Raw genomic sequence first — 13260 nt, forward strand, 5'->3', positions numbered from 1 at the left:
CGGAGAAGGACCCGGTCTCGACGGTGGTGATCGTGGTTGGAATGCTGAAGACCTTTGCGGCCTTGGCGAGACCGACGACGTTGTTCTTCAGGACCTGCCGATCGATCGACTGAACGCCGAAGGCCATCTGCGGCTGCTGGTCGATGAAGATCAGCTGGCTGTTTGCGGGGGTCAGGACTTCGAGTTTGCTGGACATGGATTTTCTCCTCTTAAAGCTGGTTGGCAAGCGGGGCGTCGGTGCCCGGTCTTGGCCGGTCTGGGGTGAACTGGTTTGGTGACAACAGGTGTAGCCGACCGGGTTGTGCCGCTGAATTGCAATAATGATTTCGATTGAATTGCGTAAAATGAAACAATTGGTGACGACCCGCGGTCTTGTGCATTCCCCGCGGCCAAAGGCGCAGCCGACCGGGCGTGGAGATGCCGGCGACCCGATCCGTCGTGTGCGGCCAAGCGGATGCCGCGTGCGGTTGTTCGAAAGAGGCACGTCGGGGTGCGCGCCATGCCCGGCGTCGCGCAGCGTCAAAACGCAGTGCTTCTGCGCCTTTTCCGATGTATACTTCAGGACAAGCGGGGAAAATGGAGGTAAGCCAATGAACAGGCTAACGATCATTGCCTTGTCCATGGCGTCGGCGCTGACCAGCGTTTCGCCGGCCATGGCATTTCCCACAGCAGCGGACGTCCCGAAGATCGAGACGACGCAAGCGCAACTGGTTCAGTACAGACGATACGGTGGCGGTTACCGTGGCGGTTACCGCGGTGGCTACCGTGGCGGTTACCGTGGCGGTTACAATCACGGGCACCACAACGGTGGCGACGACGATTGGGCTTGGGCGCTCGGCGGACTGGCCCTCGGTACGATCATCGGTGGAGCGCTGGCGCAGCCCTATTATGGCTCGGGCTACTACGATCAGGGCTATTATAACCAAGGCTATTACGGCGGCCCGACCTACTATCGCCCGCGTTACTATGCGCCACGCTATTACCGGCAGACCTATTATGGCGGCAACGCGCATACGAGCTGGTGCTATGCCCGCTACCGGTCCTACAGGGCTTACGACGACACGTTCCAGCCCTATTACGGTCCGCGGCAGATTTGCATCTCGCCCTACTGACGGGTCAAAGGCCTTCGAGCGAAGGCCAATATTTGACGAACATAGGCCTATATCCTAGATCTACACCCAACGTCAGGTTTAGGTGGGTGCCATTTGTCGTCCCTCATGCAGATTGGAGAACTGTCGGAACGTGCAGGCGTCAGCCACCGCACGATCCACTATTACGAGCGCCTCGGGCTGGTGAAGCCAGCCGAGCGTGAGGGCACGGGCTATCGCTACTATGACGAAGTGGCCGTCAAGCGGCTGGAAAAGATCGCCGCACTCAAGCGACTCGGCCTGCGCCTCGACGAAATCGCCGCCGTCATCGACCTCTATTTCGAGGATGCAAACGGCATCAAGGGCAAGGAAAGGGTACTGGAAATCCTGGAGGCCCAGCTCGTCAACGCCGATGCCCAGCTTGATGAACTCACTGCATTCAAACGCGACCTGGAATCCAACATTACCCGTATGCAAGAGCTGATCGCGCAAGCGAGGCGGACCTAGAGCAAGGCCGGCGGGGACAATTGCGTCCACGATCTACACTTAACGTCAAGTTACATATTGCCTCACCCGGTCTCCAAGCCAACCGAAGGAGTTTTGACATGCCTCGCATACGCCCCCTCATTGCGCTCGCTGCTCTCGGTCTCGTCTTCTCGCCAACCACGGCCAGCATTGCGCTTGCGGAAACTCAGAAGGGAACGTCCATGAAATCGGCAACGCTTTCGGCGCAGTCCGTGGCGACCGTCATCAGAACAGTCATGCCGGTTGGCTACGATGAGGTCGCTCCACGCCCTGCCACTCTGGACGGTCAGGGCGCCGAGCTTGTGCGCTATGAGCGAACGGATGGCCGCAACGCGGCGCTTGGTGGCGAGCATTTCAGCACCGTCATCGCCGCGGATGGCCGGCTCAAGGGGTTCGCTCGCATCGACCTTGCTCTGGTTGGCGGTCAACTGCCGACGCGCGAGGAGACGCAGGCGATCGCCATCGATTTCCTGCGCGACGCGGCACCTGATCTCCTGCCGGTGCTGAAGATCAGCTGGATCGACCCCTATGACGAGCCGCTGCGGGTCGCCCGCAATGGGCGCACGGAAGATCTGACCCTGACGGGCATGAAAGTCAAAATGCGGAATACGGCCGATGGCCTCTGGATGTGGGTCATCGTCGGCGCGGACCGCAAGGTCATGGTGTTCGAGCGCGATATCAACTGGATCACATTCCCGGGCCATCGCGGCACGGAAAAGTGGCTTCACGACTCGTGGCTCGTCGAAAACGGACACGATGTTGACCGAGGCTGACCGTCGTCCTCCGATCGGCCGGGACGCCGCCTCTATGCGCTCGCGACCAAGATGCCGGCTGACGACCTCATCCTCCAGTTAAGAGCGCGAAACCGGTCTCTGATGACGATCTTTCCGTGTGTGATGTCCGCGCGGATACCACTTCGGATTTCTTCCGAAAGAATCCTTGCAAGGCGGCGCGAACCGTTTTTGGCGCGGTACAGCCGATCCGATGCCGCTTCGAGGGCCGCTGTTCAAGTTCGATCTGTCGACGTAGTGTCCGCGCATTGATTTCTAAGGCAGGACGGAATGACGACGATCACGATGAACGAAGCGCTCGACCGTGCCGGCACGGGACCCTATCAGTACCGCTTGATTGGCATCTTCGGTTTGGTCTGGGCGGCTGATGCCATGCAGGTTCTTGCCGTTGGTTTCACGGCAGCCTCCATCGCCGCGACGTTCGGTCTGACGCTTCCGCAGGCACTGCAGACCGGTACCCTGTTCTTTCTCGGCATGCTGATCGGAGCGGTTGGTTTTGGTCGGCTTGCCGATCGCATCGGTCGGCGGCGGGTGCTGATTGTCACCGTGGCCTGCGATGCCATCTTCGGCATGCTATCGATCTTCGCACCCAGCTTCGGCGTCCTTTTGTTCCTGCGGTTCCTCACGGGTGCTGCAGTCGGCGGTACCCTGCCGGTCGACTACGCCATGATGTCGGAGTTCCTGCCCGCCCGAAGCCGCGGTCGCTGGCTCGTCATGCTCGAAGGGTTCTGGGCCGTGGGAACGTTGATCGTGGCGGTGGCGGCATGGCTCGTCGCGCTCGCGGAACTCACGGACGCATGGCGCTATATTTTCGCGATCACGGCCATCCCGGCGGTGCTCGGCCTCGGCCTGCGCTTCCTCGTTCCGGAGTCGCCGCTCTATCTGCTTCGTGCGGGCAAGGCTGCCGAGGCAAAAGCCATCGTCAACCAGATGCTCGTCACCAATCGTCACCCTCAGCTCGAAACGACCGTATCGATCGCACTTCCTGCGGCCTCACCGAGTGCCGGCATCTTCTCTGGGGATCTGCGCCGCCGCAGTCTTCTGATCTTGGCCGTGTGGTTCCTCGTTTCGGTATCCTACTACGGCGTCTTCACCTGGATGCCGCCGCGGCTCGCGGGAGAAGGCTTCGGCTTCGTCCGCGGTTATGGTTTTCTCGTTCTGATCGCTTTGGCGCAAATCCCAGGCTACGCGCTCGCCGCCTATGGCGTCGAGACATGGGGACGCCGGCCGACGCTGGTCGGCTTTTGTCTTCTCTCCGCCCTGAGCTGCCTGCTTTTCGTCGTGGCAGATGGGGCGACGATCATCGCAGCGTCGCTGCTCATCATGAGTTTTGCGCTGCTCGGCACCTGGGGCGCGCTCTACGCCTATACGCCGGAGCTCTATCCAACGGAGTCTCGAGCAACCGGAATGGGTGCGGCGGGCGGCATGGCGCGCCTCGGCGGTCTGCTCGCTCCTTCCTTGATCGGCATCCTGGTGACCCAGAGCTTCGGGCTTGCAATCGGCACCTTTGCCGGTTTGTTGCTGGTGGCTGCGATCGCGGCCTGCCTGATCGATGCGGAAACCCGGCTTGCATCGCTGGCGTGAGGTCACGGACGAATACGCCCATTGCTCCCGGTGAAAAGGGCACTAATCACAGAGGTGCGGAAATGGCAGATCTGCCAAGGTGTTGGGACACGATCGGCCTGTGCACAACCGGTGGATAGAATGCGGACAACTCGGGGAGCAATGACGTCGGGCTTTCTGATCGAGAAAACCGGTCTAGCATGCACATGCGGCCGATCCCACGGTCGCTAGTGTAGCAGCTATATCATCGGGACCGGTGCATTGCGCCGGTCCCGATCCTCTATCCAGATCTTTCTTCGGCAGCAGGCGCCGTTCCGCCACGGTTCTGCAACACGCCGCGCCGAGTGCCCGGAGTCAACCGGGTATCACGTGCGCCTCCTCATGTGCGGTGCACGCATAGCTGCATTGCACAATAATTGTTTTCCAGGTGGTCAAAAATCAGGCATAAAGCACACAGCTGATGCATATGGCGGTTCTCCTCCCAATGCCGCCGCAGCAGCTGTTCCCCTCTGGAGGTTTATTGACCTTCACACCTTATGGGCCGCGGTCTTCCGTCGGCCCTTTTTTCTTTTCTGGCCGCGCCTGTTTTCTCCGCTCAAACCGCCGCGCCAATTGCGTTTCGGCAAAGCGCGTTCTGTAATGCCCTCATCCTGGAGGGGTGGAGGCAGAGCGCGTGGAACCGACACATTTGTTCGAGCTGGTGATTGGCATGTTTGTGGCGATCATCGCCCTGCACTATGTCGCCGACAGGTTCGGGTCACCGCCTTCCGTCGCACTGCTGGCCGGCGGCGCACTGCTCGCTTTTGTGCCGGGCCTGCCGACGATCGCGGTGGATCCCGATCTGGTGCTCGTCATTTTCCTGCCGCCGCTGCTGCTCGACGGCGCATGGACGATCGCCGTTGGCCGACTGCGCCGGCATCTGATCGGCATCGCCTCGCTGGCGATCGCCGCGGTGTTCTTCACCTGTGCCGTGGTCGCCGTGGTCACGCATCTGCTTTTCCCCTCGCTCCCCTGGGCCGCCTGCGCGGCGCTAGGGGCGATCGTGTCGCCGCCCGACGCGGTTTCGGCCCGTGCCGTGCTGCAGCGTGTGCGGCTGCCTCGGCGGCTGCAGATCCTGCTCGAGGGAGAAAGCCTGCTCAACGACGCGAGCGGCCTAGTCCTCTTCCGCTTCGCGATTGCCGCCGGCGTCACCGGGGCCTTCAGCGCGAGCGAAGCGGTCGGCAGCTTTTTCGTGCTGGCCATCGGCGGCGCCCTTGTCGGTACCGCCACCGGCACGGCCTGGGTCCTGCTTGCGCGCCGTCTTGGCGACGAATACCTGATCATCGCGGCCACGGCCCTGCTGTCCTGGACCTCCTACCTGCTCGGCGAGTTCCTGCATGTTTCAGGCGTCATTGCCACCGTCACCACCGGCCTGATCGCAAGCTGGCACCAGCACACCGTGCTCACGGCGGCAACGCGCATGCGCGGCTCGTCGTTCTGGACCGTCATCGTCTTCCTGATGGAGGCTGCCGTCTTCATTCTGATCGGCCTGTCGCTTCGCGGCGTCGTCGAGCGCGGAGGCGGCTTCGATGTCGTCGCCGCCACCATGTGGTGGCCAATCCTAGCAATTCTCGTGGCGCTCTCCGTCGCGCGCTTTGCCTGGGTGTTTGGCTCGGATTTTGCCATCCGCCTCGGAAACGCCCTTGGGATGGAGCGCTATCGGCCGCTTGGGGCACGCGCGGCAACGGTGGTCTCCTGGGCAGGTGTGCGCGGTGTTGTCACGCTGGCCTTGGCCCTCAGCATACCGGAGGGCTTTCCCGGTCGCGACTTCATCCTGGTGACATCCTTTGCCGTCATCTTGGGGACCGTGCTCGTCCAGGGCACCACGCTCGGGCGGGTGATCGCATGGGCGGGGCTCGTCGAGCCGCCATCGGAAAAGGCGCGCCTCAGCATGAGCCAGGCCGAGGCGGCCATGGCGCAGGCGCAACTCGTGACCATTCAGAGCCACGCTTATGATGGCGGAGGCACCCTCATCCATCCGCAACTGCTCGATAGGTATCAGCGCCGGGCGGTGTCGATCGTCGATTACGCCGAGCGCACGGAGCACTACGCGCCCATTCTTCATGCCCATTTCGACGTCGTGCTCGAAGCGGTCGCAACCGGACGGCGCGAACTCATCCGGCTTCATCGCGCCGGCGAGATCGACGACGAGACGCTGCACGAATTGGAACGGGATCTCGACCTTGAAGAATTGAGCGCGCTCGCCGCCAAGGCGTGAGGAGCGCTCCCACGGGATAGGAACAAAGCGCGTCGGCTATTGCCGACGCCGTTTTATCTCAGGCAAACCGGATCGCGTTTCGGGCGCGGGCCTTGGCCGCTTCTTCTTCGCGGTTTCGCGGCGGTTGCGACGTTTCGAGTGATTCGAGCAATTCCCGGGCGCAGGCCGCGATCGAATTGACGGCATGTTCGAAGGCCGCCTCGTTGCGCTTGGCCGGCTTGGTTGTTCCGCTCAGTTTGCGCACGAACTGCAACGCGGCGTCATGGACCTCCGCATCCGTCGCCGGCGGCTCGAAATTGAACAGGGGTTTTATGTTTCGGCACATGACGGGCTCCCGGTCCTCTTCGTTCTCGCTCCTGTAGAGGCCCGGATCTTAATGCTCGTTCCCCATTGGCGAAAGACCTTTGCCGTCCTTCCGTCGGACGTCCCTGTCAGGAGCTCCTGCCGTTCGATGCCAAGCGCACGCCGGCCGCGCGTCCCCCGCTCGGCACCACGACGATCTGCTTGACCTTGCCTTGTTTGAAGGCGGTCAGGAAACGCGGATAGTCGGCGAACGCGACGCAGCCATGGGATTCGGCGCGCTTGCCGCGCAGCAGATAGCTGTGGGTCAGGAAGCCGTCGCGGCCGTGTTTGTTCTTTCCGTCGATCGGCAGCATGCGGATCGCCTCGACCCCATGGAAGCGCGTCTCGCGCATCTTGAGATTATAGATGTGCGGCGGGGTCGGCCCGGTCATCTTGACACCCACGTAGCGCGGATTATCGGCCATCTTGCCGATGCCGGAATGGGCCTCGAGCACGCTGCCATCGGGCATGTAAACCTTGGCCGCGGTGATGTCGTAGACGGCGACGCCATTTCCTGCCTTCGCTCCGCTGCCGAAAATGTTGCGCAGCGCCTGGCCGAAGCCGGTGCCGGAACTGTTTTCCGTCGGATCTTCCGGCCGGGCATAGGCGAGCTTCGGCTTTGCCGGCGCTTCGCGTTCGCCGGTCTTCCCGGTCTCTTCGGTCTTTGGCGCAGCCTCGACTTCGGCCTGCTCGGCCTCAGGTTTCTCGGTTTCCGCAACAGGCTTCTGCACTTGTTCTGTGCGCGGGCGGAACTGCGGCATGGGACCGACAGACGGCGTGTCCTCATGGCTCGGCAGTGTGGCCGTGTCGTCAGCTGCGTCCGGTTCCGGCTGTTCGGCGAGATCGTCCTCGACGGGCGCGGTCAGCACGGCGGAAAACGCGCTGCCTTCCACATGGCTCTGAGAGGGGGTGGCATAGGCGAGCTGGACTGCCGGCTTGTCAGCGAAACCGCCGGTCATCGGGGCGAAGCGTTCCGACGCAGGCACGCTCAGCGTTGCGGCCTGGTGGCGAGATTGCGCGGAAGCGGAGGGGGCGGAATTGCTGGCGAGCTTTTCCGACGCCAATACCGCTTGCTTCACCGCCGCCGCCAGGCGCGCGCTCTTGCCGAGCATTTCGGCATCTTTCGGAAATTCAAGATCGCGCGCGAATCTCGCTTCGCTGGGCGTCAGGCTTGCGACCACGGCCGGCTGCGTCGCAGCGGCCGCGATGAGCCGCGTCGCCTGGTTGACCCTGGCGTGTTTGTCCCAGGCGCGCTCCTTTGTCTTCTCGGCCAAATGGAGCTGCGGTTTGGGCAGCAGGCGGCCCGAACCATGCGTGAAGGAACTGTTCATCGCGACCATACCGACGAGCGACCACGCAGCCGCGCCGACAAGAGCGGTGCCGCAGCAAGTGATCAGCAATGGACGCAACAGACGATTCAAAGACTGTGGGCGAATGATCTTACTCAACAACGCAAATCAAGCCAGAAATTCACGCAAAAGGCCCTCAGGCCGGCGAGCGACCACCGCTGCGCGACTTCCGGATTGTCCCCTTCTTGACGACTGATGGACAAAAGATGGAGAAGTATGGTTAAATTTTGCTTTCCAAGCGGCGAAAATCAGCATTTTTTCGACGCTCGCCTCAAATCGGCGAGCGAGCCTGCTCGTAGAGGTGGCTAAGGCGCTTCAGGGCCGTCCACTGCGTGCGAGATGCTCGAACAGGCTAAGCGCGGGCGGCGTCAATTGTCCGTCACTGCGGATGCACACCGACAGCCGCCGCACGGCCCATTTTTCCTGAAGGTGAATGACAGCGATCTGAGCGGGCCGGCGGCATCGGCGAGCCGCTTTTTCCGGCACGATGCCGATCCCCACGCCAGCGCCGGCCATGCGGCAGATATCATCGAAGGTGCGCAGTTTCACGCGCAGCTTGAGCCTGGCGCCGAGCTTGGCCGCCTGCCCCTCGATGTGATCCTGCAAGGCGCCGCCCGCCAGGCCGATGAAGCGTTCGTCGAGAAGGTCGGCGAAGCGGACCTGCGTTCTCTCGACGATCGGATGGTCGTGCCGGGCCACCACGACGAGCCGGTCGGTTGCGAAGGGGCTGAGCGTCAAGCCGCTTGTCTCCACCGCATCAGAAAGAATGCCGATCTCGGCGAAGCCGGCAGCGATGCTCCTGGCAATCTCGATGCTTTGCCGCTCCTTCAGGTCGATGTCGATCTGCGGGTTGGCTGCCATCCAGGCCGCGAGCCTTTCAGGAATGAACTCGGTCATCGCTGCGGTGTTGGCGAGGACGCGAACGGTGGCGCGCAGCCCCTTCGCATAGCTTCCCAGTTCACTGCGCATCTGCACCGTCTGGCGGATGATCATGCGCGCATGGTGGACGAGCGCCTCGCCCGCCTCCGTCGGAGTGACACCGCGTCGCCCCCGCGTGAGCAGGGCAACGTCGCCCGCCACCTCCATGGCGCGCAGCCGTTCGCTTGCCGCCGGAAGGGAAAGCCCAACCTCCAGCGCGCCATGGGTGATGCTGCCGGCATCCACGACGGCGAGAAACAGGCGAAGATCATTGAGGTCGAAGGACATTCAGCAAGGATAATCGATAAACAGCCTTCGGGCCAGCCGAAGTCTGGGATCGGGACTTCCGCATTGTCTATGCCGCCGAACCGGCTATGCCGTTCACATGTTCGATGCGTCGTTTTCTTTTCTGTTAGCCGTGGCCGCGACATTTTTCGTCGCCGGTCTCGTCAAGGGCGTGACCGGAATGGGCCTGCCGACCGTGGCGATGGGCGTGCTGGGTGCGCTGATTTCACCGGTCGCGGCGGCAAGTCAGCTGGTTGTTCCGTCCTTCGTGACCAATGTCTGGCAGCTTCTGGCGGGACCCGGCATCCTGTCGCTCGCGCGAAGGTTCTGGTCGATGATGCTGGCGATTGTCGTCGGAACGCTGCTCGGCTCCGCATGGCTGGTGAGTGGGGATACACGGTTGACCACCGCCGCGCTCGGGGCCGCGCTCGTCATCTATTCCGGCTACGTGCTGCTTGCGCGGCCGTTCCGTATAGCTGAACGACAGGAACGGTGGCTCTCGCCGATTGTCGGAACGCTGACCGGCGTGGTGACCGGCTGCACCGGGGTCTTCGTCATTCCCGCCGTGCCCTATCTGCAGGCCCTCGGCCTTGCGAAAGACGACCTCGTGCAGGCGCTGGGACTTTCCTTCACCGTTTCGACTGTCGCATTGGCGGCCGGGCTTGGCGCCCAGGGTATCTTTCAGGCCGAAACCCTTGCACTTTCCGTGATTGCAGTCGTGCCCGCGCTTCTCGGAATGTGGGTGGGGCAACGGTTGCGCGGCAGAGTGGGCGCGCAGGCGTTCCGCCGCGGTTTCCTGTTCTGCCTGTTCCTCTTGGGCGCGGAGATGGCTCTGAGACCCGTGTTTTGAAACCGAGGCATGGATAAACTTGGCAGCCGCTTATCCCGCTGTAGTCGGCAACCGGTAGATTTCGGTCTGTTCCGTCCGACCGGAAAGGCAGTGTTTGCCAAGCGGCGTGAGGTCGGAGCGGCCTTCGGTCAGGAAATCGACGGTTTCACCGCTCAGGAGCACGACGATCTCTTCGCTCGGCGCCACCGACTTGCCGAGCTGCTCGATGCGGTTGCAGACATTCACCGCATCGCCGACGATCGTATAGGCGGACCGCCCGCTCATGCCGATATTGCCCGAGACGACCGGACCGGAATGGACGCCGATGCGCACTCTGAGGGGAGCTAGCCCCTGCCGGCGCCGATCCGCGTTGTCCTTAGCGACCGCAAGCGCAATGGCGCGGGCCGCGCGCATGGCGCGATCGGCATGATCCGGCTGGTCGTCCGGAGCACCCCAAAACGCCATCACGCAATCGCCGATGAACTTGTCGATCGTGCCGCCCTCGTCCTCGATGCATTGGCCGAGTAGATCGAAATGCCTGTTCAGGAGTGCGGCGACTTCGGCAGCGGTGGTCTTTTCGGCCGTGGCGGTGAAATCGACCACGTCGGTAAACATGATGGTCACCGTTCGCTGCGTCGAGACGAGATCTCCGCTTCCCAGCAGATGGCGCACCAGTTTCTTCGGCACGTAGGTTTCGAGCCAGCGCAGCCCGGTCAACATCGTATTGTAGGCGCGCGCCTGTTCGTTCAGCTCCGTGAACAGGCTGCCGGGCAGGGGGCGAAGAGCCGCGAAGTCGAGCATGCCAACGGCGCGGACCTCACGCGCCATGCTGGTGACTGGGCGAACAATCAGACGGCTGACGACCCATGCAATGACGATCGCCGCGAGAAGCACTACGAGACCGGCGACGCCGGCGCGCAGCAGGTCGGAAATCGGTTTCTCCAGGGCTTCGATCGGCACCTCGACGCCGACGATGAGAGGAGCGGGTGCGTAACCGCTGACCTCGCGGGTGAGAATGACACGACCCTTGTCCCCCACTTCCACGACACGAGCCTCCAGCGCCGAGTCGTGGAAGGTCTCGGGTTCCCCATCCCACAATGCGGCAAGGAACGGATCGCCAAGTTCGCTAAGCTTCGGCAGCCGGTGCTCTGCGGACAGGAGCGGATGGCCCGATGCCATCATCGGATGCGCGAGCACCTGATCGCGGCCGTAAAGGACGAAGGGTGTCGTCCCGGGATTCGAGACGGCGATCTGGCGCAGGAAGTCCGAAATGGCATCGACCGTGATCGTTGCCCTGAAGACGCCGGCAAACTGGTCGCCGGCGCTTGCCGGTTGCTGCAGGTTTGTGACCGACGTGCGTATCGCCGGATCTGGAACGAAGTAGACCGGCCCCCATTCGGCCTTGCCGCTACGGCGCGCCTCGTCGATCTCCGTTCGCTCGTTGTCGGTCCTGATCGTGTCGGCGAAGGAAAAGACGCCCTTGGGGCCCTGGGTCACGCCGAAGATTTCGCCATTTGGCTTGACGAAGGAGAGCACGCGCACCTGCGGGGTCGCCGCGAGCGCGCCCGTCATCACCCGCTCCAGGGCCAGCGTGTCCGCCGGATCGAGGCGCCCGGCCCCGACTTCCTTTGCCAGGAACGCCAGCTGGTCCTCAACCGGGGCGAACCGGCTGCCGATTTTCGTCTGGACGGCGTCGAGGCCAAGATGGGCCGATTGGGCGAGCAATTCGCGCGTAGCACCGGCCGACATGTACCAGACGACGGAGAGGATGACGGCGGCTGTCAGAGCCACCAGTGCCGCCATCACGATCGCCAGCGTGCGCGACAGGGATATGGTTCGCTTTCGTGTGTCGGCGTCGACCGCCCCGGTTGTCTGCAAAGACATGCCCCAAGTTGGAAACGGCGCCACATACGTCATGGCGCTCGTAAGGATGATAGTTCTTCTAACGATTCCTGCCCTTTTTTCAAACAGACCGGGGTCCGCTTGGGTAGGCGAAGGCTGCGACGTGATGTGCATCGCAATCGAGCGCTTTTGTGACGCCCGCGCGGAAACTAGTCACGCCTGACGGCCGGTACGCCCCGGTTCCCGGGCGTACCGGCGGGACGCGGTCACTGATCCTCGGCGAGCCGCCGGCTGATGGGCGCAAACTCCGGCGTCGACTTGCGCGGCGTCGTGTCGCGCTCATTGGCTTCCATCTGCTGCCAATATTTCCAGCCGACGGTCTTCGAGCCGAGCTCGTAGTCCATGCCATCCCAGGCATCTTCCCGGAAGCTGTAGAAGGCCCAGTGCAGATCGTCCTCGTCGAGGGCGGTCAACACGTCCTCGAGATAGGTCTTGCAACCCGACCAGCGTCGCATGCAGCCAAATTCGCCGGCGACGAGGCGGTTGAGCGGCACGCACTTGTCCTTGGCCCATTGTACAGGCCTTGCGAGGTAAGCGGCCGCCCTTGCCCGGTCCCAGGTCTCTTCGCCTTCGCCAAAGGGCACCTTGCCAGGATAGGCATAGGGCTTGTCGCGCTTGATGTTCGGCGCACTGGTCGCCGCATAGGGTTCGTACATATGAAAGCTGTAGAGCACCTTCTGGTCCGTGAGCCCCGATGGCCAGTAGGAAAACGCATCGGCCGCCGCATACCAGCCGGCATCCGCCATGATGGGGGTCGCTGGATCGACCTCGCGGATCGCGGCGATGACGGTCTCATAGAAGGCTTTGAGATCCGAAGCGCTGCCTTGCTTACCGTCGTACCAGGCCTGCATCGCCTGCGGATCGGCGTGCTCGGCAAGGCCATTGTTCTTTTCCGGTGCCGGTTCGTTGACGATGTTGTAGGCGGCGACCGCCGGGTGGTCCTTCAGTTCGCGCGCCAGATCCTGCCAGAAGCTTGCCGCCTGGTCCCACCAGGCCTTGTCTCGCCAAAGCCGGCCGTCGAACTTGTTGCCATTGTTCTGGGCCCAGCGCATGCCCGGCAGTGACAGCGGCGCGATGACCACCTTGAGGCCCGCCTTGTCGGCGTCGTCGAGCGTCTGTCTGAGCGTCTTCAGATCGGCGGCAGGAATACCGTCGTATTTGTCCGCGTCGCCGATCAGGTAGTCGCGTTTTGCCGGTTTCCACTTGTCGTAGGAAAGGCGCACCCAGGTGGCGCCGTAGCCTGCCAGCGCCTTGAAATAGGCCTCGTCCGGCGGCAGCCGGTTGAAGCTGTTGCCGCCATGCTGGGGCTTGTCCCAGAACGTCATGAGATCGGCGGCATCGGCCGAGCCGGCGAGGCTGAATGCGAAGAGGGTGGCGGCAATCAGGCGCATGAATCGGTCCTTCGGGCTCT

General features: G+C 62.8%; 11 protein-coding genes and 1 pseudogene. 6 read left to right on the plus strand and 6 right to left on the minus strand.

What is annotated here, in order from left to right:
- Window positions 1–196, minus strand: a pseudogene (locus tag IB265_RS27705) (hydrolase); the annotation flags it as partial.
- Window positions 197–590: 394 nt separating this feature from the next.
- Between IB265_RS27705 and IB265_RS27710 the strand changes: the two are divergent.
- The 5 genes from IB265_RS27710 to IB265_RS27730 all read left to right on the plus strand — a co-directional run bounded on the left by IB265_RS27710 (window position 591) and on the right by IB265_RS27730 (window position 6224).
- Entirely contained in the window at window positions 591–1112 is a 522-nt protein-coding gene (locus IB265_RS27710) for a BA14K family protein (protein WP_192495483.1), read from the plus strand.
- Between the two features lie 93 nt (window positions 1113–1205).
- Complete coding sequence (locus IB265_RS27715) at window positions 1206–1595, plus strand: MerR family transcriptional regulator (protein ID WP_200964214.1); 390 nt, start codon at window positions 1206–1208, stop codon at window positions 1593–1595.
- Between the two features lie 98 nt (window positions 1596–1693).
- The gene (locus IB265_RS36535; RefSeq protein WP_210334609.1) at window positions 1694–2386 is read left to right on the plus strand and encodes a hypothetical protein; all 693 of its coding nucleotides are present in this window, start codon (window positions 1694–1696) and stop codon (window positions 2384–2386) included.
- Window positions 2387–2674: 288 nt separating this feature from the next.
- Entirely contained in the window at window positions 2675–3988 is a 1314-nt protein-coding gene (locus IB265_RS27725) for an MFS transporter (RefSeq protein WP_057255192.1), read from the plus strand.
- A 652-nt stretch (window positions 3989–4640) separates the two neighbouring features.
- Window positions 4641–6224: a Na+/H+ antiporter gene (locus IB265_RS27730; protein ID WP_192495484.1), complete on the plus strand. Its 1584-nt coding sequence runs from the start codon at window positions 4641–4643 to the stop codon at window positions 6222–6224.
- 58 nt (window positions 6225–6282) lie between these two features.
- Here the strand turns inward: IB265_RS27730 and IB265_RS27735 are convergent, their stop codons facing one another.
- From IB265_RS27735 to IB265_RS27745, 3 genes are all read right to left on the minus strand, one after another.
- Complete coding sequence (locus IB265_RS27735) at window positions 6283–6549, minus strand: DUF2277 domain-containing protein (protein ID WP_192495485.1); 267 nt, start codon at window positions 6547–6549, stop codon at window positions 6283–6285.
- 106 nt (window positions 6550–6655) lie between these two features.
- A complete protein-coding gene (locus tag IB265_RS27740; protein ID WP_246806069.1) occupies window positions 6656–7897 on the minus strand; it encodes a DUF2778 domain-containing protein in 1242 nt (413 codons plus the stop codon).
- A 333-nt stretch (window positions 7898–8230) separates the two neighbouring features.
- Window positions 8231–9121 (minus strand): LysR family transcriptional regulator, encoded by an 891-nt coding sequence (locus IB265_RS27745; protein WP_057255196.1) that lies wholly within the window; start codon window positions 9119–9121, stop codon window positions 8231–8233.
- A gap of 97 nt (window positions 9122–9218) precedes the next feature.
- On the opposite strand from IB265_RS27745, the gene IB265_RS27750 reads away from it, so the two are divergent.
- Window positions 9219–9968 carry a sulfite exporter TauE/SafE family protein gene (locus tag IB265_RS27750; protein ID WP_192495486.1) on the plus strand — a complete coding sequence of 250 codons (750 nt, stop codon included), beginning with the start codon at window positions 9219–9221 and terminating at the stop codon, window positions 9966–9968.
- Window positions 9969–9998: 30 nt separating this feature from the next.
- Here IB265_RS27750 and IB265_RS27755 read toward each other — a convergent pair whose 3' ends face one another.
- Complete coding sequence (locus IB265_RS27755; RefSeq protein WP_156414749.1) at window positions 9999–11831, minus strand: adenylate/guanylate cyclase domain-containing protein; 1833 nt, start codon at window positions 11829–11831, stop codon at window positions 9999–10001.
- 224 nt (window positions 11832–12055) lie between these two features.
- Window positions 12056–13240, minus strand: a complete 1185-nt coding sequence (locus tag IB265_RS27760; RefSeq protein WP_192495487.1) for a glycoside hydrolase family 5 protein — start codon at window positions 13238–13240, stop codon at window positions 12056–12058.
- Window positions 13241–13260 lie beyond the last annotated feature (20 nt).

This window comes from Ensifer sp. ENS10 (assembly GCF_014852025.1).
Lineage (GTDB): Bacteria > Pseudomonadota > Alphaproteobacteria > Rhizobiales > Rhizobiaceae > Ensifer.

What these genes read in the sequence shown, in the direction of transcription:
- IB265_RS27740 (WP_246806069.1), bottom strand. Translation starts at nt 7,897, where the DNA reads ATGAACAGTTCCTTCACGCATGGTTCGGGCCGCCTGCTGCCCAAACCG.
- IB265_RS27735 (WP_192495485.1), bottom strand. Translation starts at nt 6,549, where the DNA reads ATGTGCCGAAACATAAAACCCCTGTTCAATTTCGAGCCGCCGGCGACG.
- IB265_RS27745 (WP_057255196.1), bottom strand. Translation starts at nt 9,121, where the DNA reads ATGTCCTTCGACCTCAATGATCTTCGCCTGTTTCTCGCCGTCGTGGAT.
- IB265_RS27750 (WP_192495486.1), top strand. Translation starts at nt 9,219, where the DNA reads ATGTTCGATGCGTCGTTTTCTTTTCTGTTAGCCGTGGCCGCGACATTT.
- IB265_RS27710 (WP_192495483.1), top strand. Translation starts at nt 591, where the DNA reads ATGAACAGGCTAACGATCATTGCCTTGTCCATGGCGTCGGCGCTGACC.
- IB265_RS27755 (WP_156414749.1), bottom strand. Translation starts at nt 11,831, where the DNA reads ATGTCTTTGCAGACAACCGGGGCGGTCGACGCCGACACACGAAAGCGA.
- IB265_RS27725 (WP_057255192.1), top strand. Translation starts at nt 2,675, where the DNA reads ATGACGACGATCACGATGAACGAAGCGCTCGACCGTGCCGGCACGGGA.
- IB265_RS36535 (WP_210334609.1), top strand. Translation starts at nt 1,694, where the DNA reads ATGCCTCGCATACGCCCCCTCATTGCGCTCGCTGCTCTCGGTCTCGTC.
- IB265_RS27760 (WP_192495487.1), bottom strand. Translation starts at nt 13,240, where the DNA reads ATGCGCCTGATTGCCGCCACCCTCTTCGCATTCAGCCTCGCCGGCTCG.